Below are 20,249 nucleotides of genomic sequence, written 5' to 3' on the forward strand. Positions count from 1 at the left end.
GACAGCCAACTACCAGGCCGTCACCAGCGAGTACTTCCCGTTGGTCGAGCCGGTGCCGCCGCTGTAGTAGATCACCTTGACATAGAGGTCGACCGCGCTCGTGCCGCTGTTGGCCCGCGTCACCGTGTCCACCGCGCCGGTACCCGCGACGCTCGAGGTCAGCTTGGTGCCAGCGCTGTTGTACAGCTCCAGATCGTAGTCAGAGGTCGAGTTGGGCGTCATCGTCGCGGTCAGGGTCTTGCCCGCCGGCAGGGTGACCTTGAAGTAGTCGGCATCGCTGCTCGAAGCGATCGTGGCGTTGACGGTGGTGCCGGCGGTGGAGATCACGTTGGCCGTGGCCAGGGTGTTGTTGGACTCGGTCTCGTTGATGGTCGGGCCCGTGGGGGTCGAGCTGATGATGTTTTGCGCCTGGAACTTCGCCTTGAAGGTGTTCTCGTAGGTCGCATCATTCGGGAACAGAGTGTGCGCGGCGTTGACGATGGCCGTTGCCATCGCCGGCATCTTCACGCCCGAGCCCAGGCCGAAGTGCGCCTGGAGGATGATCTTGTCGACATCCGCGCGAGACTTGCCGTTGGCCAGCAGGCTGGTCAGCGACTGGAACAAGGGCGCGGACCACAGCTCGTCGGACTGGAAGGTGACGCCGCCCTCGGTGACCGACTGGTGCGCGCTATAGGTCTTGGCGCTGTTGTACTTGGCATCGGTGCGGTTCAGCGCCCGGCCGTTCCAGCAGGTGCTGTGACCGTCCCAGCTGAACACCCACTCGGGGTGGTACGTGGGGCCATTCGGCGTGCTGTAGGAATACGAACCCGCCCAGTAGTCGCCAAAGCCCTCGCCCATGGCGCCGGTGTCGCCACCGGACCAGCTCGTGTTGATGTTGCGCTGGATGCCATGGCCGTACTCGTGGAGGATCACGTCGGCGTCTTCGCTGTCGTTGACGCAGCCATGACCGAAGGCCAGGTAGTCCGTGGCGCCGCCGTAGCTGTAGTGCGAGTTGTCGTCACCGCTGAGACCGTTGGTGTCGACATCGAACGGACGGTTGATGATGGTGGTGAACCCGAGCGACTGGATGTAGCGCTGGTTCTGATCGAGGTGGAAGTAGACGTTGGTGTCGTCGAACGCATCACTGCCACGCTTGGCGGTCCAGGCGCCGGTGGTGGTGGTGGAAGGCGCGGTGTTCGGCGCCTCAATGTCCTTGAGGTTGACGTACGGGCCGGTGAGCGAATACACGCCGCCACTGAGCGTGATGTCGCGCAGCGACTTGTTGAAATAGGCGGCATCGAAGGCGGACGCGGCCGAGGAGTCCGTCAGGCTGTCGTTGTTCAGCGTGGTGCGCGGATCCGGATCGAACACGAAGCCGGAGCCGTTGATGCCGGACGGCGCGAGCGAAGTCACCGGCTTGGCCAGGCGCTTCTCCCGCTCGATGGCGGCCGTCTCGGCCTTGCGATCCAGAGGCGAGCCGAGGGTCCGCTGACGCTCGGCGAGGGTGCGCTCCTCGAACTTGCCGTTGCGCGGCAGGGACGTGGAGTAGGAGTCGATCAGGCTGCCATCCTGGGCGTTGATGTATTGCACGAAGCCGCCGGTAGGCATCTGCGCCGCGATGGACACCTTGTAGGAGAGCTGGAAGCCGTCCTTGACGGGGACCCAGACCTGCTCGCTCGTGGGCACGTCGACGAGGGGATTCTGGACCCGCATGTTGGCCCAGGCGCGATCGAGGGCGGACTCACTGGGGAGCTTCGCCTTCAGATGCAGTTGGTTGACTGCGTCGTCCGCCATGTCCTCGTTGACATGCCGGCTCGTGTTGTAGATCTGCAGCAGCCGGCCGTCCTTGCCGATCGAGACGACGATCTCCGCGCCGTCAACGGGCAGATCCAGCAGCATCTGCTGGTAGTGGTAGTGCTTGCCGAGCAGGGATTCCTTCACCTGGACCAGGACCAGATTCTCGAGGCCGGCGGGCAGACCGAAGCGCTCTGCGTTGTCGCGCAAAGCCTGCTCTGGAGAGGTGGCCCGCGCTCCTGAATACACAGTCAGGTTGTCTGTGGTGACGCTCTTGGCCAGGGCTGGGGCTTGGGCCGGGCCTGCTTCGGCGGTTCCAAGGGCGAGAGAGAGGGCCAGGATATGAAGACCAGGGCGCTGCATATGCCTCCGTGGGGGATAAACGGGGTGACACTGTTTGATTCAGTTCAAGCCTCGCGAAATCGGATAGAGCTGTCAATCGCTGTCTGAGCTAAGGGTTTCTCTGCGGGTCTCAGTGACCCCTGGCGGCGCATGTAGGCTCAGGGACAACAGCCCTCTGAGGAGGGGCCCTTGTCTCCCTTTCTCAGTTTCCGAAGGAGACGAGCCCGCGAAGAGCATCCCCGGAGACCTGCTCGGTCAAAGAGTGTACGGCCGCTGGCAAATTCCCTCCCCACGGGACGATGTGACAGATGGGCGGGCGGGCATATAACCGGTATTCAGCCCAATCCCTGAATTACCCATTCAAGCTTGACATTCGCCGAAGGGAGACACCATGTCAGACACCCGCAGTGGTGATCCGGTTGTTTCTCGGGGTCTCCGGTTACACGGGGCCCTCTTCCTCCTTGGCACCATGGGGCTGTCGTGGCTCGCTTCGGGTTGTGGGCAGGGCGCTCCGGAGCCTTCCGGGAAGACTCTCGTGTCGGAGCACTCCTCCTTGAGCACCGACAATGGAATGTCCCCCAATGGCTTATCCGTCAATGGCTTATCCAACAATGGCTTGGGCACCAATGGCTTGGGCACCAATGGTTTGACGTCCCTGGCCCTGTCGAACGCCAAGTTCAAGAACTGGTTCAACTCCAACCCACCGGACTACTCGAACATGGTGATGAGCTACGTGGTGGCGTGCGCCTACCCCGCGGGGAGCAGTCTCACCTACACGTCGAGCACCGGCACGACCTACACCTGGAATGGCAGACTGGGGCTCACACCCGACTGGAACAGCGGCAAGCGCAGCTCCTCGCTCGAGCAGGGACTCATCTCGGCCTGCCTGGCGGCGCACGTCAACAAGTTCGGCGTGCATATGACGATCTCCATCCGGGGATTGGATGCACGTGGCACCGCCATCCCGGTGGAGGCCACCGAGGCCACCACCTTCACTGAACGCGAGGCGGCCTTCTTCGGCAACCTCTTCACGGGGGACGGCGCCTTCGTGTGCAACGATCGCGCCAATTTTTCCTCGGCGGAGAGCAGCGCCCGGGCGTGCGGCATCCCATCGCAGGCCTCCGGGATGAGCGCGGAATGCCCTCCGCTCGTTCATGTCGGCAACTGCGCTCCCAACTGCACTTTGGACAATAACACCGGGCGCTATACGAGCTGCACCTACGGGGGGAAGACCTACCAGCCCCTCACCACGAAGCTCCGCTCGGCGGACATCTACCGGTGTGGGGATGGGGTGTGTCAGATCTCCGAGTCCTGTGACACCTCCAAGAACGGAAACGGGACGAGCTACAACAGTTGCGCGTCCGACTGCGGCATCTGCCCCTGAGGGAGCCCTCGGTCCGCGTGCCGTGTCTGGCAATGCCCCGACGGCCGCCACGTCGACCAGGCGGCCATCATACGGGTTCGATTCCCGCCGCCTCCCAGCAGAGCAAGTCCCAACAGGGAAGAACGCGCCAGCCCCAGTTCCCGGGCTGCTCGGTCCTCGTTGTTGCGGCAGCGGCGCAACGCCTTCTCGATGAAAGGTAATGTCCCTGTCGTCGATTCGAGGCCCCTGCCGCACCCGCAGGGCTCGGCGCACCACGTTGCGCAACTCACGGATGTTGCCCGGCCCCGCGTGCTGCCCAGCCGCTCGAGGGCCTCCGGCATCAACTTCACCCTCTGGCCCGCGGCGAGTGCTCCGGCATGAAATGCTCCGCCAGCAGCCTCCAGTGGTGCGTGGCTACTTCTGAGGTGCTTGGAAGGCGTCGCCGTGACTTTCTCCAAAAAAAGAGCGAGCGCACGATCCATTCCTTCACCCTGGGCGCAAACTCGCACACGTAGAGAACATGGCCCTGAGGAACTCGAAGTTGTGGGGAAACCCGAACATGACAAGCACCAATGGCTTTCTGCGGGTTTCCCCGCAGCTCCAGGTGTTCCTTCGCCACTGGCGCACTTTCGACCCACGTCGAAAGTGATGGGTTTGCATTGACTCATGTATGAGATGCGTCGTGCGAAGAAAGGCAGTCGCCGTGCCGAATCAGTAGAAATCCAACCGTGAGCAGGAAACAACAATTGATAGTCAGTCAGCAGGTTGAGATACCTGCGATCTCCGCGCACTCCGTCGCGAGACCATGGCATAGTTTTTTTGTATATCTTTAGGAAAATCCAATGAAAAACAAATCATTTTCTCTCTTCGTCATGCTGACGGGGGCAGGTTTGGTCGGCCTCATCGGCGGGTGCAGCTCGACCCTGGTCGACGAGGATGACGCGCACGTCGGTATAGCCGACTCCGCCCTCACCGCCGAGCAGTGCGATTACTTCGATGTCAACGGTAAGGTCCAACTCTGCCACAAGACCGGCTCGACGATTCATTCCTACACGATCGTCCGTGTTAGCGAGCAGGCGTGTATCAACGCGCACAGCGCTCACAACGGCGACTACGTCACCAGCCTCGACCCGACCTCGCCGCTCTACGACCCGACGTGCAGCGGCCAGGGCTGCCTGCCCGTGAACGCGCCGTGCGACGCCACGGTCCCCTGTTGCGACGGCCTCACGTGCCAGAGCGGCACCTGCGCCGACGTCAACGAGTGCGCCGCCGGTACCGACAACTGCAACGAAAACGCCACCTGCACCAACACCGTGGGCTCCTTCACCTGCGCCTGCAACGCGGGGTACGAGGGCGACGGCGTGACCTGCACCAACATCGACGAGTGCGCCGCAAACCCCTGCCTGAACGGCGGCACCTGCACCGACGGCGTCAACAGCTACACCTGCGCGTGCGCTCCCGGCTTCTCTGGCACCAACTGCGAGACCAACATCGACGAGTGCGCCGCAAACCCCTGCTTGAACGGCGGCACCTGCACCGACGGCATCAACAGCTACACCTGCGAGTGCGCGCCCACCTACGAGGGGACCAACTGCCAGGCCTGCTCCGGCACCCTCGGGGACTGCAACGGGGACTCGTCCGACGGCTGCGAGGTGAACCTCCAGAGCGACGCCAATAGCTGCGGCGCCTGCGGCATCGTGTGCTCGACGGGCCAGATCTGCTCGAACGGTACCTGCCAGACCGCCCCCACCGGCCAGGTCCCCGGCACGCCGGTCAGCTCCCCCGCGAACCACAGCCCGCTGGCTCCGGCGGTCGCCGATGTGAATGGCGACGGCAAGCTCGACATCCTGGTGGCCAACGCCGAATCCGGGTCGATCCTGACCCCTTCTGGCTCGCTCTCCGTTTTCCTGGGGAACGGCGACGCCAGCGTCCAGTCGGAGGTCAACTACGGGAGCGCCTCGCTCTCAAGCAACGCGGTCGTGGCCGTGGACGTGGACGGCGACGGGTGGCTCGACGCCGTCACCGTCAACGGCCAGACCAACCTGCTCCTCACCAACGGAAACATCAGCGTCTACAAGAACCTGGGCCCGAGCGCGCCTGGGACCTTCGGCGCGCCGACGAGCTTCACCACCGGCACCCCGGGCTCCGTCCACCTCTGCACCGGGGACTTCGATCACGACGGGGTGGCTGACATCGCCACGACAAGCGTGACCCTGAGCCAGGTGAGCGTGCTCTTCGGCACCGGCGCGGGCAGCTTCGGCGCGCCCACGTTCATCGGCATCCCGAACACCGGCGGCGTGCAGTCGACGATCGCCTGCCGTGACCTGAACAGCGATGGCTTCTCTGATCTCGTGGTGACGAGCCCCGCCAGCGCACGCCTGTCGGTCCTCATCAACCAGGGCAACGGCTCGTTCGCCGCCCCTGTCTCCTACAGCAACGCCGTCAACGGCCAGACGGCGGGCATCGCCTTCGGCGACGCCAACGGCGACGGCACGCTCGACATCCTCTCGAACGGCGCGGCCGGCCGGTACCTCTTCTTCTTCAAAGGGAACGGCAACGGCACCTTCGCGAGCGGCGTTCAGTCCGCCGCCGCGGCCACTACGGCCACCAACTCGGCGCTGGGCGTCGTGGCCGATGACTTCAACGGCGATGGCAAGCTCGACGCCTACATCCTCGTGACAACGGCCTCGGGCGGCGTCCGCCCGATGACCGGCAACGGCAACGGAGGCTTCACCTCGGGCACCGTCGTCACGACCGGCGCCTCGCCTGGCCTCAACGCCATCGCCACCGCGGACATGGACGCGGATGGGTTCGCCGATCTCATCTTGACCAACAGGGGCTCCGGCACCGTGACCGTGGTCCCCAACGGACTCTGAGTAGCTGTCCGCGATAGCGCTATGGGGCGGTGTGCCCTGATTTCAGCGCGGTCTCGGTAGGAGAATCGGTGCGCCGCGTGCTTCGCGCGCGGCGCACCGAAAGACGCGCAGGCGCCTGACCCGACCTCACCTCCACAGAGGCCGTATTCCACACGGGCAAGCTCCTGTCCGCCTCCCACGGGGTTCTCGTGAGCCTTGGGCGACCGGGGAACTCAGGCCGCTTGCGTCCAAGCAGATTGCCGCTGTTGGGCCGCATGTGCCCCCCATGTAGCAGTGCGAGTCCCCTTTGCCTCACTCCTCTGTCTGACTGAGGCCCCAGTCCTTCAGCCGCTTGAACAGGAACGAACGCGCCAGTCCTCCGCTCCATGCTGCGGCTCGCGTCCACCCAGCTCGGGTGCCCGTGGTGCCTGGAGAAGCGACCGGGGACTCCCCACGGAATCGTCGACGCCACTTCCTGTGCGTGTCGGTTCCTGGCTCACTGAGCGCGGGCAAGCGCCGGGCTCTCCGCTCGACTCGGGCCGCTCGCTGGAGCCAGGCGAGCAGTTCCGGGAGCAGCCAGGCCGAGCGGCTGAGCCCCTGTGCAGGCGCGGGCGATGGTAGCGTGCTCATCCAGGAGGTCACGCGCCTTTGTCCCAACCTGATAGATTGGCCCTTGCGCTCCTGCTCCTTGTGGGCACCGCCGCGCGAGGAGAGACGAAATTGAGTCGTGCGAAGAACGATCGAGCGGTCACGGTCGCCGGTACCCCTGCCGAGCCGCTGCCCGAGATTCACGTCGCGCCCGACGTGCCGACGCTTCTCTGGTTTCCCGCAGACATACAGCGGAACACGCTCACGGTTGACGCGTCGCGGATCCGGGTGTTGGACACAGGCGCACGCTCGGTCATCGTTCAAGCCGCGGATGACTACCGAGCCGGCGAGCGTCGCGAGCTTGCGGTCTTCTTCGCGGATGGGGCAGCCCCCTCTCGGGCCGCGTTCGTGCTCGTGATGGATCCGGCAGCGATCGACATCCGGATCGACGTGAAGCGCCCCGAGCAGCCGGCCGCACCGTGTCCAGCCGAAGTGCAACACGCCGATCCCCGCCCCGAAGACTTCGTGCTGAAGGGCTTCGTAGACAAGAGCGGCGTTCAAACGGGCGTCGTTGAGGAAGTGGTGGACGACGCGCAAGGACTCTCGACGGATAAGGGCATGCTGTATCGCGGTAAGGGTTGGGTCCTCTTTGACATCTCTATAAACAACCTCTCCGGGCGCCTGCCGTTCTCGCCGCGCGGTGCGACGTTGACGGGCAAGGGGGAAGTCACGCTGCAGGCGCGTCTCGTGACGCCTGAAATGGACGCGATCCCTCCCGGGAAATCCGCCCGTGTGCTTGTGGTGGTGGACGAGCCGCCCGCGAGTGTAGGCGGTGTCTTCGCCCTGGAAGTGCTCGGCGACGCCGACCGTCATCTTGTGCTGCCGCGTGTGGTGCTGCCTGTCGCCGTTTCAGAGGACAAGCGATGACAAACCTTTTCAGGCTTCCGACCGGCAGCCTCATTGACGGCTGGCGCGTCGTGAAGGAACTCGGCAACGGCGGCTTTGCAGTCGTCTATCTCGCGGAGAAGAACGGGAAGCGTTGCGCGCTCAAAGTGGCGCGTCACCGTGAGGCTAGCGGAGACGAAAAGCAGACACACGCTCGCTCGAAGCGAGAATTGACGGTTCTCTCGATGTTGGAACATCCGAACATCGTCACGCTTTGCGGCCATGGGTATGCGGAAGCGGGCAATTTCTACCTGGCCCTCGAGTATGTGGACGGCTGGACGCTTGGCGAGTGGCTAGAGCGAAAGCATCCCACCGTCCACGAAATCCTGCGGGTCTTCGTGAAGATCGCTTCAGCGCTCGCGTACATGCACAGCCGGGGCATCCTTCACCGCGATCTGAAACTGTCCAACGTGCTGATCCGCAAGTCTGACGGCGAGCCGATCATCATCGACTTCAGTTGTGCGTCCTACACGCAAGCCGCAGACCTGACCGAGAGCGGACTTCCCCCGGGGACCGATCGGTTCCGTGCGCCCGAGCAATTCAAGTTTTTGCGCGAGCACAAAGAAGAGCACCGGGGACGTTACGCCTTCCAGGTCGCCGACGAGATCTTCGCGGTCGGCGCAATGCTCTACGAGCTGCTGACGGATCCACGACCCGCGGAAGTGCGCCCGCGCGAGACCCTCAACAGCCCAGCCATGATGCCTCCACCCGCGCGAGCTCTGAACGCGCGCGTTCCCGAAGCGCTCAGCGATCTCGTCGACGGCATGATGTCGCGCGATCCCGCGCGGCGCCCCGTTGATTCCGACGCGCTTCAGCGCGAGCTCACCGAACTGCTCGCGGATCCGGAGACTGAGTACCAAACACCAGCGCATCCCCCGTCCATGCAGCGGCGGACCGAGCCGGTCGAGCAGAACCCGAGCCGCCGGAGCAAGCTGCATGCGTTGCGAGGAAGGGTGGTTGCCGGCGTTCGCCGCGCTGGGAAGGTGCTCGCCGCGGGCGCGGGAGTTGCTGTCGTGCTCGGCTCTCTGGTGACTCTGGTGACCCTCTGGATGCGGCCCGATGCGCCGACTCTCCCCAGTGCCGCGCCGCCCCCAGCACCCGTCACGGCTGCCCCTGATATGTCACCCGTCTCCGAGCCCGTGCTTGACGAGCCGGCACACGACCCCAAGCAGGAGGAAGGTTCACCCGTGAAGACTTTACCACCCGACGTCGCGAAACCAACCCACAGCCCGCGCGAGCGCGTTCAGCCCCCTGCTCCCATCTCCACCCTACGCAAAGTCGTGCCGATCGTGTGCTCCCTCGCTGCCGGCTGCACCGGAGTTCCCGTCAGACCCGAACCATTCACCTGCCCCGAAGGCGCTCAACGTGCGATGCGCGAGCTTGGATGGAGCCGCTCAGAAAAGATCAGTCTTGTGGTCGACGACCGAGGTGACTCGGAGGGGAAGACCTGGCTTCGTCCGGGCGACACGGTCGTCGGGGTTGTTCCCGATGGAGTCCCCACTTCGCGGCAGGAGGCGATAGCCCCCCCGGGGACGCTGTTTCTCGGCGGGAAGGTCTACATCTCGCCCGTGAGGACCGAAGGCGGAGATCCGGGCTCCGTCATCGTGAAGTATGAGCGGGCGAAGGTGCCGAACCGAGATGAAGTGCCCGTCTGCTTCATCGCTGAACTAAGAGCCTTCGAGCTGAAGGACGGTGCGGCGAGAATACTCAACAGGAATGCTGGCTGGACCGTCGATTACTGGCCCTGAGCGTTCCCCCATGTGACGTCGCAGGTAGGTGGTCAAAATCGGCCGGTCTTCGATGGATCGCTCCCCTACCTCAAAGGGTGTTCCGTCCAGCCCCATCCATGAGGTAGGGTGCCGTGCATCGCGCTGGCATGGTGCCCGTGCGAGCCAGGGGAGGAACGAGCGATGCCAGCAATCGAGTTCAGGCTTCCGAAGGGGGCGATTCTGTTCACCGATGGGAACGGCGTTTCATACGAGTTCCGCGAAGACCTGGGCGAGGCGCATCACGGTCTGAGCCTCTTTCTCGCGCGGCGTCGCGTCGATGGGCACCCGAAGGGAAAGGTGCTGCTCAAGGCCGTCGGCGACCCGCGCCTGGTTGGCCTTGCGGATGGGATGCGCGTCCCCAAGGCTCGGGCGAAGCTCGAAGAGCAAGTACGGCTTGCGGCGCACCTCAAGCACCCGGGCATCGTGCGGATCCACGGTCAGCACAAGCAAGGCTCGACCTGGTACGTGATCAGCGACCACCCTCAAGGGCAGAACCTCGACGAGCTGATGGGGCTGGTGACCGGACTCGACCGTTGGTTCTCGCCCGAGTTGACGCTCTACGTCGGTGCCGAAGTCGCGAGCGCCCTGGAGCACGCACACACGGCGACGGACGACAAGGGGAACCCGATGGGCATCGTCCACCGGGCGATCGACTTGGGGCACGTCTTCGTTGACTGGCAGGGGGAGGTTCAGGTCTCCGATTTCGGGCTCGCACTCTCTCGGTTGCCCGGGCGGGTCGCCTCCACCGTGCGTCGCCCTCAGGGGGATTCCTACTTCGCGTCGCCGGAAATGCTTCTCGGCGGCAAGGTGGATGGACGCTCGGATCTCTTCGCGCTCGGGCTCGTCATGCTCGAAATGTCCACGGGCAAGAACCTGCTCGACACCGACATGCCAGTCTCCCAAGCGGCGAAGGCGGCGCTCTCGAAGAGGCAGCTCACCCGTGTGAAGCGCGCGATCAAGCGCGCCAGACTGGCCGGGTGCGACCCTTTGATCGATCAGACGATCTGGCGCGCGGCGACCTACACTCAGGAGGACATCGACACGGCGACGGCGGGGCTCCCCCAGAGCTTGAGCGTCACGCTGAGCAGGCTCCTTCAGCGCTCGCCGAAGGCGCGTTACCCAACGGCGGGCGCGCTGGCGAACGAGCTGCGCGGCGGGCTGGCTCCGATGGGCTTCGGCAGGGCTCAAGCCGCCGACGAGCTGAAGAAGCTGAAGACGGCGGCGGGCGAGCTCATGTTCGATAGGGGCTTGATGGGCCGCGAAGACTCGGCGACGGCCTGAGCGCCCCGGTGCCGGCTCCCTGTAGCCGTGGGAGCCGGCTGGCTCGTGGGAGCCCCCCGCCCGTGTTACCTGGAGGCAGAGGCAGTTGCTGTCTCCAGGAGCCGGATCCACTCCACCTACGGAGCGAACTCGTCTTTCGAGCATTCCTTACCGCTCTCGCGGGAACAAAAGCCTCGGGTCGTGTACAGCTCCACCGCCGAGATACCGAAGATGTTCAGGCCGCTTCCTCCCACGAGGAGCACCTGGCCGTTGGCCAGCAGCGTCGCCGTGTGCCCCATGCGCCCCATGGACATGGAGCCGGTCGCGCTCCAGTCTCGCAGTGAACACGTGGGCCGCTGGCGCACCAGCACGCCTCGCTTCTCACCAGATGGCTCCGCCGTGGTGGCCATGCTCCGTGGTCCGGACACGGGTGGAGAGGATCTGGTGCTCGCCAGCGAGCGAGGCGTAGAGGTGCTGTGGTATCCAGGTTCTCTTCACCCTGGCTTCAACGGAGTGAGCCGCGCTCGGTTAGCTCTCCTCCGGGTGGCACCATCGTCGGCCCTGCCCGGCTCCTCTGCCCCCTCCCTCCCCCCAACTGGGCCCCTATCGCCCTTTTGCGCGCCGGCCATTGCCGTGGCCACCCACGAGCACATCATGGCCGTTGCCGCCCGAGAGCCTGTCGTTGCCCCGTCCGCCGAGGAGCACATCGTTGCCATTGCCGCCCGAGAGCCTGTCGTTGCCCCGGCCGCCGAGGAGCACGTCGTTGCCATTGCCGCCCGAGAGCCTGTCGTTGCCCCGGCCGCCGAAGAGCACGTCGTTGCCATCGCCGCCCGAGAGCCTGTCGTTGCCCCGGCCGCCTGCAAGCACATCGTTACCGCTGTCACCAGAGAGTGTGTCGTTGCCCTGGCCGCCAATGAGCACGTCGTTGCCCTGACCGCCTCTCAGGACATCGTCGCCACTGCCGCCAATGAGCACGTCGTCGCCTTGGCCGCCGAGGAGCACGTCGTTGCCGTCGCCACCAGAGAGCGTGCTGTTGCCCTGGCCGCCAATGAGCACGTCGTCGCCGCTGTCGCCGGAGAGGGCGTTGTTACCCTCCCCCCCAAGGAGCACGTCGTTGCCGTCGCCACCAGAGAGCGTGTTGTTGCCCTGGCCCCCGATGAGCACGTCGTCGCCGCTATCGCCAGAGAGCGTGTTGTTGCCCTGACCCCCGATGAGCACGTCGTTGCCACTGCCTCCGGAGAGCGTGTTGTTGCCCTGGCCCCCGATGAGCACGTCGTCGCCGCTACCACCGGAGAGCCGATTGTTGCCATTGCCCCCGATGAGCACGTCGTTGCCATTGCCTCCGGAGAGCCGATTGTTGCCCTGGCCCCCGATGAGCGTGTCGTTGCCACTGCCTCCGGAGAGCGTGTCATTGCCCTGGTCGCCTCTCAGGACGTCATGTCCGCTTCCGCCAGAGAGCCGATCATGACCCTGCCCCCCGATGAGCGTGTCGTTGCCTCTGCCGCCGACGAGCCGATCGTTGCCTTGGCCACCGTTCAGGACGTCACGGCCGCTGCCGCCGGAGAGCGTGTCCTTGCCCTTTCCGCCCACGAGCCTGTCGTTGCCGCTGCCGCCAGAGAGCCTGTCGTTGCCGCTGCCGCCGGAGAGCGTGTCTTTGCCCAGACCGCCTTTCAGGACGTCACGGCCCTTGCCCCCCGAAAGCCGGTCGTTGCCCTTGCCGCCGACAATCGTGTCATTGCCGCTGCCGCCATCGATGCGCAGTCCCATCTTGACGCTCTTGTCCGCGACGATGGTGTCGTTGCCAGCGCCTCCCCGGATGACCATGTTCCGAGCTTGCTGCGCGGTGAGCTTCACCGTCCTGCCGTCCGAGGAGATCGTCAACCCGCCGTCCTTCTGCTGGTGAACGGTCGCGTGGTTGTTGCCTGAGCCGAGATCCACGAGCGTCTTCCCGTGCTTGTCGGCGCGCACTCGTGGCCCTGGCGCCTCGAATCTGTCACCCTGGACAGGGGCCCGGGCCTTGGCCGACAAAGCAGGGGGCGGCGCGCCCTTGGGCACCTGATGCGGCTTGGCAGGTGTTGGCTTGCTGGAGCTTGGCTTGCTGGAGCTCGGCGGCTTCGCTGGGTGCGCCGGGCTTCTCGTGACCGTGGGCATGTGTGTTTCCCCCTGCAGCGTGGTTGAAGGCATTATCCAGACGCCCCGTTAGCTGTTGAGTAGCCAGAGGGAGTACGCCGATGCCGCGCGCAGGCGGCATCTCAACCCGCGTGACCTTCCCGTCCGCCACCACTGAAACGTATTCACCCCCTGTAACGAAACAGTGGGATTCCGGGCTATGAAGGATCTCCCCCTGAACAGGAGGTCCTTCGTGCGCTCGTGGCTCTTCGGTGCGCTCCTTGCTGCGATGGTGGGCTCGGCCTGCGACTGCAAAGGCTCGGGTCCCGACATCGATCCTTCCGATGTGAAGCCATCGGATCTCTACGGCTGGTGGACGAGCACCGATTCGCAAGGCGCCGTGACCGTCTTCGGCTTCTTCGCCAAGGAGGACGCCATCCAACTCCTGCCCATCCAGCCCGAGCAGGCCACCGGTGACATCTCGGTCGTCTACGTGGGCACCCGCGGAGCCCTGGGAACGCTCGCCCAGCTCGCGACCTTCAAGGTCGACAACGGCGAGTTACTGCAGACGGTCATCCGCGACCCGAGCGCCACGCCGGGCACCCAGCTCCGCACGCGCATCCTCGCGCTCACCCGGCAACGAGAGCTGAAGCTTCAGTCCACCCAGGCCGCCACCAGCAGCCGCTCGTTCTCGTGGTCCGCGAAGTGCGTGTCTTCCACCAAACCCAATGGCTACTTCGATGTGCCGGGCCTGAGCTGCGCCGCCTTCCTCTCCGGCGCTACCTCCCTGGCGGTGGACATTCAGGGCGGTGTCCACGCAGCCACCGCCCTGGGAGGCGGAGCCATCTCCTGCGGTCCCGGCCCCATCTCCGCAGCCACGTACAGCCGCTTCACCGGCGCGTGCGAGCCGTTGCTGTCTCCCCTGCCCGCCTTCCGCAACTCGGCCATGGCCACGGATGACACCACCGTCCACTTCGCCTACCTGGCCCAGGCCTCGTACGAGCTCTTCTACCGCTCCCGCCCTCTGGGCGGCACCACGGACTGGACCGAGGAGCGCGTCGCCGGCCAGGGCAACCCCGTCTATGAGATGCGCATGCTGCTGCACAACGGGCTGCCTCACCTCCTCGTCAACAGAACCAGCGGCGAAGTCGAACTCTACCGCCGTGACGCCCCAGGCTCCTGGAGCCGCGTGTCCCTGCCAGACCTGATGACGGGAGAGCCCCTGTCCGCGCGGATGGTCGACGGCGCCCTGGACGCGAACGGCAACCTGGTGCTGCTCTCGGAGTCCTACCAGAAGGTCTACTACCAGCGAGCTGGAGGCTTCGAGCTGATCCCCCTCCCGAAGCTCGGAGTGGCCGCGGGCTTTGGCGGCGGCGTGATGGTGGACGGACGTGGCCAGGTCCACGTCACGTATGTCTATGACGAGATCGGGTCCAACCCGGATGGAGAGGGCGGGCTCGTCATCAGTGGCCGGGGCATCTATGGCGTGTACGACGGAACGGCGTGGACATCGTACGAGCTGGGGCCCATCACCTATCCCCGCATCGCCACGCTCGGAGATGGCCCCCCGCGGGTCGTCCATGGACTCTACAAGGGGCGCAAGCCGCCCCTCGCGCTCACCGAGGTGGCTCGCGATGGCAGCCTGCGCTCGGAGCTGATCACCCTCGAGCAGTCCGTCCCGTTGAGCGGGGGCACCAGCCCGGATCCCTTCTACCATCCCACGGCGGCCGTCGGTCCTGACGGCACGATCGCCGCCGCATGGGACGGGAGCCGCGTCTACATCCGGCCGCCCGACACGCAGTTTGCCCGCGAGCGGACGAAGGTCACCTTCTCCTTCGAGGGCACGGGAGGAGGCCGGATGCGCTCGGCGGATGGCACCATCGACTGCACCTCCACCTGCACCGTCGAGGTCCCCGTCGGCTCGCGCCATCAGCTCTTCTTCGAGCCCGATTCCCAGAGCGTGCTGGATCAATACCCGGGCTACGAGCCCTTCCTGTCCTTGTATGGGTACATCTGGTTCGACGTGTTCGCGGACACCCAGAGCCCGGTCCGCGTGAAGTTCCGGCACACGCCCGTGGCCGCGGTGCTTCCGATCACCACCGCCGATGGCTCGTCCCTCTTTCCGACCCGGTTCGCGGCGCGCGACGGCCGCGTCGCGATCGTCGTCACCACCCAGGGCGAGATCACCTTCGGGGGCCCGGTGGCCACCATCCCAGCGGGAGAAGTGCTCGCGGTGCGCGAGGCCAACGGCCAGATCTGGGCCGTGCCAGTGCCCATGGCCCCTGCCGCGCTCGGAATCCAGTCCAACGGGACGATCTCCGCGCTCTTCCACGCAGATCGCCCCTTGAGCTTCCCCAGCGGCACGGTGGGCAGCAACTCCGCACCCGCGATGGTCCTCGCCCACTACGCCAACGGGAGCTTTCAGGGCCTGGAGCGCCTGGCCGATGTGCCCTCCGACACCCGGCTCCTGGCTTCCGGGCTGGGGAACGATGACACGGCCGGGATGGTGCTCTCGAGCGTCACCGGCTTCGGCTCGCTGGGCGTCTCCGCGTTCAACCTGTTCCTCTACCGGCGTGCCACGGGGAGCGTGGTGCTGCGGGGACTCCAGGCCGAAGTCGACGCCGCCGCGGGAGGTACCGCGGGGCTCGCCCTGGCGAACGGACGCGCCGTCGTGTCGCTGCCCAACCCCTCCAACAGCGCTACGCTCGAGACGCTCTCCTTCTTCCAGGACGGCACGCTCACCGGCACCCAGACCGTGAAGGGCGGCGTCCTCACGGCGATCGCCCTGGGGCCGGATCGAGTCCTCTCGCTGTGGCACCCGACCGAAGGCCACTTCGACATCGGCAATGGCTACGTTCCATTCAATGCCCAGGCCTACTTCCTCGCCGAGCATGAACTGGATGGACGGCCACGGGTGGCGACACCGCTCGACATCAATCTGCGGGCCGGCCACTTCGCCCTCACCTCCACCCCCTCGGGACCGATCTACATCCGGCCCAGCTACGGCTTCGGGATCGAGTACGGCCGGATCAACGATCCTTCCTACGGCTTCACCTACGGAGGCGACCTGCTGGGCAACAAGGCCATTCCGGAGATGAGCTCCGCCGACGGCACCTCCTTCTGGGTCGTCATCCGGCACCAGGGAACGGTGAACTACGAGATCACCAAAGTGGGCCCCACCTATATCTACCTGGTGCTCCAGCTGCGGCTGCCGTAGCCCTCAGCTACAGGTGGTCAGCCACCTTCCGCGTGAATGGATATTCGACAGCGTCGAGCTTCTTCCACCGCTCCGCCGCCGCTTCGAGGAAGTCCTTTTCGCCGACGCCAAGGCCGCGCGAGCGCGCGTCGCGGCGGGCATGATCCACAAGCTGCCCGCCGGCCATCGCTGCTGACCGGCGGCCCGTCGCACCTCGCCAGGGCAGAGGCGTTATCTCGTCAGGCAAACCGCAGTCACGCTCACTGAGCTACTGCGGCTGCAGAACGGCCCCTTGTTGTACTGCCACGAAGGGGAAGCCTCTTCGATTCACGTGGAAGTCGGAGAGTACTCCCCCGGAGACGAACTGCTCAGGCTCCCAGCCCGAGGAGCGGTGCCTGCGGTAGTAGATCTCCTGGGAGTACGGCGGTCCGCCCATTCGGTCCCAGGCCACCCAGGGCTCTCCGGTGGAGTCCACGACGATCTGCGGCTGCGAGAAGCCGTACAGCACGCCGCGCGGCTGGATCAGCTCGGGTGGAGTCCAGCCCGAGCCGAACCAGCAACGGCTGTAGTAGATGACGCCCTCGTCGCGAAGGTCCGATTCCTCGGTCCAAGCCACGTGCGGGTTGCCCTGCTCATCCATCGCCACGGAGACCTCCAGGACCGAGTGGTCCGGCACCCCCGAGAACGGCTCCCCGACTTGCTTCCAGACCCCGTCCCTGTATTCCGAGACGTACACGCGAGAGGATTGCTCGGTCTTGGAGTGCTCGGACCAGGCGACGACCACCGTATCGCGGCCCACGGCGATACCGGAGCGTTGGGCACGGAGGGTGGGCATCAGGAGCGTCAGGGCCATGCAGAGTGGTAGAGCGAAGCGGAATGGCGAGTGCAAGGGACGACCTCACGTACCCGATGGGGTGATTTTCCCCTTTGACATGCGAAGCTCGGATCGTGGGACACACGGACCGGTTCGCCCGGACCTCGCGTTCTCGTAAGGCCGGAATTCAGGAAACACGAATAGGAAAATCTCTTCTGCTGCATATGAAGCGCTCCTAGCTTCCGCCGGAAGTTTTTCCGGATGGAGGAGTGAGCAATGCAGAGGCAGCGGCCGGCTGTAGGGATTCTATGTGCGGTGCTCTGCAGCCTGTGGGTGACAGGCTGTGGGGGGGATGTCTCGGGAGGAGATGGGACCGCGAGCGAGGTTCTCGCGCAGGGCAGTGAAGAGCTGCGCGCTGCATCCGCTGACGAGGATTTCGTCGCCCTCTCACTCGCGTCCAGCCCGATCTCGAAGGCCCTCTCCGCCGGCAATGCCCACTCGCTGGCGCTGCGCACGGACGGCTCGGTGTGGGCGTGGGGTCTGAACGATAAGGGCCAGTTGGGGAATGGGACGCTGAACAAGAGCAACATGCCTCTGCGGGTGGTGGGACTACCGGCCATCAAGGCGATCGCCGCGGGGCGAAGCCACTCGCTGGCGCTGGGGATGGACGGCACGGTGTGGGCGTGGGGATTGAACGACAAGGGCCAACTGGGAGATGGAACGAAGACGACACGCCTGGTGCCCGTGCCGGTGACCATTCCCGGGGGAGCCGTGACCATCGCCGGAGGGCTCTACCACTCGCTGGCGATCGCCGCGGATGGCAGCGTCTACGCGTGGGGTAACAACGCCTATGGGCAGTTGGGGGATGGGACGACGACGGAGCGGCTGACGCCGGTGCGCATCAACCTGCCTGGCAGCGTCCAGGCGGTCTCCGCGGGCTGGTTCCACTCGATGGCACTGGGGACCGACGGACGCGTGTGGACGTGGGGCCTCAACACCAATGGCCAGATTGGCAATGGAAGCTCGACCGGCAACCGGCTGACGCCGTACCAGGTGACCCTGGTGCTCCCAGCCACCGCCATTGCCGCCGGAGCCAACCACTCGTTGGCACTGCTGTCCAACCAGAGCGCGGTGGGATGGGGGCAGAACACCGCTGGCCAGTTGGGCAATGGGACGACGACCACGGCGCTGGTCCCGGTGCCGGTTGGGCTGGCGGTGGCTGTCACCGCCATCTCCACGGGAGGCAACTCCTCGCTGGCCATCGACTCCACCGGTGCAGCCTGGGCGTGGGGACAGAACGACAAGGGCCAACTGGGGGATGGAACGACGAGCCCCCCGCAGCGCAACAGCCCGGTGCGCGTGCTGGGACTGAATGATGCGGTGGCCATCTCCGCGGGGCTCACCCATGCGCTGGCGCTGCGTCCCGGTTGCCCGTTCTGGGCCTGGGGAGACAACACCAATGGGCAGTTGGGAGATGGCACGTGGACCTCGCGGTCGACGTTCACCCAGACGCAGTTGCTGAACATCTACTTCTACGATCTCGATGGTGATGGATATGGCGACGACGACCTGTTCTCACCCGAGGAAGCTTGCGAGCCTTCCCTGTTCTACGTTGAGAATGACCTGGACTGCGATGGCTTCGATATCTCCATCCATCCAGGTGCCCTGGAGATCTGCGATGGGCTGGACAACGACTGCAACACGGTGACGGACGACAACGCGGGCGACTTCTTCCACCGCGATGCCGACGGGGATGGGTATGGAGACCCAGCGGACTCCGTCCAGGCCTGCGCGCAGCCCTCGGGGCGCGTGCTGGACGGCAGTGACTGCAACGACGCCAACACGAGTGTGAATCCCGGTGCCACGGAGACGTGCAACGGAGTGGATGACAACTGCAATCTCCTCGTCGACGACGGAATCGGCCCCACCTGGTACCAGGACGCGGATGGAGACGGGTACGGCAATAGCGCGAAGAGTGCCCAGGCGTGCACGGCGCCGGCGGGCTACATCGCCACCCCCGGCGACTGCAACGACAGCAACCCCAGCGTGAAGCCCGGTGCCACGGAGACGTGCAACGGGGTGGATGACGACTGCTCGGGCACTGTCGACGAGGGCAATCCGGGCGGCACCCTGGCATGCACGACCGGAGAACTCGGGGTCTGTGCCGAGGGCGTCACGTATTGCTCGGGTGGGGCCATCCACTGCGTCCCGCTCCACGGGCCTTCCACCGAGGTCTGCGATGGGCTCGACAACGACTGTGACGGACAGTCGGATGAGACAGGGAACCTGGGCACGTACTACCGCGACCAGGATGGAGACGGGTACGGCAATGCGGCGGCGAGCATCCAGGCCTGCGCCGCCCCCACGGGCTACGTCACCAACTCCAGCGACTGCAATGACGCTGACAACAAGGTGAAGCCCGGTGCCACGGAGGTGTGCAACAGCGTGGACGACAATTGCAATGGCACCGTCGATGAGGGCGTGGGCACGACCTGGTACCGCGACCAGGATGGGGATGGGTACGGCACGGCCTCGGTGAAGACCCAGGCGTGCTCCGCGCCAGCGGGCTACGTGTCCAACTCCACGGACTGCAACGACTCCAACCAGAACGTGAAGCCGGGTGCCGCGGAGTCGTGCAACGACGTGGACGACAACTGCAACGGTACCATCGACGAAGGCGCGCTCGGCACCTATTACTCTGACGAAGATGGAGACGGGTACGGCGGTTCCTCGACCACCCAGGCGTGCTCTCGCCCCCCGGGCTATGCCTACTCTTGGAACGACTGCAACGATACCAACGCCAGTGTACACCCCGGGGCCAGCGAGGTGTGCAACGGCCGGGATGACGACTGCAATGGGTACACCGACGACGGCGTGGGCAACCTGTACTACATGGACGGGGACAGGGACGGGCTTGGCAGTGCCTCGGCGGGGACGATCGTGGCGTGCTACCAACCGTGGGGCTTCGTCTCCAACAACAACGATTGCAACGATTGGGACAGCAGCCTGCCCACCTACTTCTCCCAGGACTCCGATGGGGACGGGTACGGCGATTACGCCGTCTTTGGCCCCCCACCCTATGGATGCATCCCGCCACCGGGCTACGCCGTCTCTCACAATGACTGCAACGACCAGCGTTTCGACGTGAGGCCAGGCGCCCCCGAGAAGTGCGACGGGGTGGACAACGACTGCGACGGAGCTACGGACGAAGGCTGCTAGCAGGCCGTGATCGGCT

At 65.4% G+C, this 20,249-nt stretch carries 13 protein-coding genes; 7 read left to right on the plus strand and 6 right to left on the minus strand.

Annotated features, from left to right (window positions below; translation table 11 throughout):
- Positions 1–9: 9 nt before the first annotated feature.
- Complete coding sequence (locus KY501_RS31930) at positions 10–1,983, minus strand: hypothetical protein (RefSeq protein WP_224367428.1); 1,974 nt, start codon at positions 1,981–1,983, stop codon at positions 10–12.
- Between the two features lie 685 nt (positions 1,984–2,668).
- Between KY501_RS31930 and KY501_RS31935 the strand changes: the two genes are divergently transcribed.
- Positions 2,669–3,499: a hypothetical protein gene (locus KY501_RS31935; RefSeq protein WP_224367429.1), complete on the plus strand. Its 831-nt coding sequence runs from the start codon at positions 2,669–2,671 to the stop codon at positions 3,497–3,499.
- Here the strand turns inward: KY501_RS31935 and KY501_RS54025 are convergent.
- On the minus strand, positions 3,460–4,290 hold the full coding sequence (locus KY501_RS54025) for a helix-turn-helix domain-containing protein (protein WP_309243014.1): 831 nt from the start codon (positions 4,288–4,290) through the stop codon (positions 3,460–3,462). The genes KY501_RS31935 and KY501_RS54025 overlap by 40 nt on opposite strands.
- Positions 4,291–4,320: 30 nt before the next feature.
- Between KY501_RS54025 and KY501_RS31945 the strand changes: the two genes are divergently transcribed.
- From KY501_RS31945 to KY501_RS31960, 4 genes are all read left to right on the plus strand, one after another.
- Positions 4,321–6,354: an FG-GAP-like repeat-containing protein gene (locus KY501_RS31945; protein WP_224367431.1), complete on the plus strand. Its 2,034-nt coding sequence runs from the start codon at positions 4,321–4,323 to the stop codon at positions 6,352–6,354.
- A 645-nt stretch (positions 6,355–6,999) separates the two neighbouring features.
- Complete coding sequence (locus tag KY501_RS31950; RefSeq protein WP_373691667.1) at positions 7,000–7,848, plus strand: DUF2381 family protein; 849 nt, start codon at positions 7,000–7,002, stop codon at positions 7,846–7,848.
- Positions 7,845–9,614, plus strand: a complete 1,770-nt coding sequence (locus KY501_RS31955) for a serine/threonine protein kinase (RefSeq protein WP_224367433.1) — start codon at positions 7,845–7,847, stop codon at positions 9,612–9,614. The genes KY501_RS31950 and KY501_RS31955 overlap by 4 nt, the downstream gene beginning before the upstream one ends.
- Positions 9,615–9,776: 162 nt before the next feature.
- A complete protein-coding gene (locus KY501_RS31960) occupies positions 9,777–10,916 on the plus strand; it encodes a serine/threonine protein kinase (protein ID WP_224367434.1) in 1,140 nt (379 codons plus the stop codon).
- A 116-nt stretch (positions 10,917–11,032) separates the two neighbouring features.
- On the opposite strand, the gene KY501_RS31965 is transcribed toward KY501_RS31960, so the two are convergent.
- Together KY501_RS31965 and KY501_RS53335 are read right to left on the minus strand one after the other, a co-directional pair.
- The gene (locus tag KY501_RS31965; RefSeq protein ID WP_224367435.1) at positions 11,033–11,305 is read right to left on the minus strand and encodes a hypothetical protein; all 273 of its coding nucleotides are present in this window, start codon (positions 11,303–11,305) and stop codon (positions 11,033–11,035) included.
- Positions 11,306–11,498: 193 nt separating this feature from the next.
- Positions 11,499–12,863: a calcium-binding protein gene (locus tag KY501_RS53335; RefSeq protein ID WP_309243015.1), complete on the minus strand. Its 1,365-nt coding sequence runs from the start codon at positions 12,861–12,863 to the stop codon at positions 11,499–11,501.
- A 394-nt stretch (positions 12,864–13,257) separates the two neighbouring features.
- Between KY501_RS53335 and KY501_RS31980 the strand changes: the two genes are divergently transcribed.
- Positions 13,258–16,221: a hypothetical protein gene (locus KY501_RS31980; protein WP_224367436.1), complete on the plus strand. Its 2,964-nt coding sequence runs from the start codon at positions 13,258–13,260 to the stop codon at positions 16,219–16,221.
- A gap of 7 nt (positions 16,222–16,228) precedes the next feature.
- Here KY501_RS31980 and KY501_RS31985 read toward each other — a convergent pair whose 3' ends face one another.
- Positions 16,229–16,387: a hypothetical protein gene (locus KY501_RS31985; protein WP_224367437.1), complete on the minus strand. Its 159-nt coding sequence runs from the start codon at positions 16,385–16,387 to the stop codon at positions 16,229–16,231.
- An 81-nt stretch (positions 16,388–16,468) separates the two neighbouring features.
- Complete coding sequence (locus tag KY501_RS31990) at positions 16,469–17,035, minus strand: hypothetical protein (RefSeq protein ID WP_224367438.1); 567 nt, start codon at positions 17,033–17,035, stop codon at positions 16,469–16,471.
- Between the two features lie 312 nt (positions 17,036–17,347).
- Here KY501_RS31990 and KY501_RS31995 point away from each other — a divergent pair, with 312 nt between their 5' ends.
- Positions 17,348–20,233: an RCC1 domain-containing protein gene (locus KY501_RS31995; protein WP_224367439.1), complete on the plus strand. Its 2,886-nt coding sequence runs from the start codon at positions 17,348–17,350 to the stop codon at positions 20,231–20,233.
- Positions 20,234–20,249: the final 16 nt, after the last annotated feature.

The sequence above is a fragment of the Hyalangium versicolor genome (assembly GCF_020103695.1).
GTDB classification, from domain to species: domain Bacteria; phylum Myxococcota; class Myxococcia; order Myxococcales; family Myxococcaceae; genus Hyalangium; species Hyalangium versicolor.

Coding starts and splice junctions, on each gene's coding strand:
- KY501_RS31955 (WP_224367433.1), top strand. CDS start 7,845: ATGACAAACCTTTTCAGGCTTCCGACCGGCAGCCTCATTGACGGCTGG.
- KY501_RS54025 (WP_309243014.1), bottom strand. CDS start 4,290: ATGCCATGGTCTCGCGACGGAGTGCGCGGAGATCGCAGGTATCTCAAC.
- KY501_RS31990 (WP_224367438.1), bottom strand. CDS start 17,035: ATGCCCACCCTCCGTGCCCAACGCTCCGGTATCGCCGTGGGCCGCGAT.
- KY501_RS31945 (WP_224367431.1), top strand. CDS start 4,321: ATGAAAAACAAATCATTTTCTCTCTTCGTCATGCTGACGGGGGCAGGT.
- KY501_RS31965 (WP_224367435.1), bottom strand. CDS start 11,305: ATGGCCACCACGGCGGAGCCATCTGGTGAGAAGCGAGGCGTGCTGGTG.
- KY501_RS31960 (WP_224367434.1), top strand. CDS start 9,777: ATGCCAGCAATCGAGTTCAGGCTTCCGAAGGGGGCGATTCTGTTCACC.
- KY501_RS31985 (WP_224367437.1), bottom strand. CDS start 16,387: ATGGCCGGCGGGCAGCTTGTGGATCATGCCCGCCGCGACGCGCGCTCG.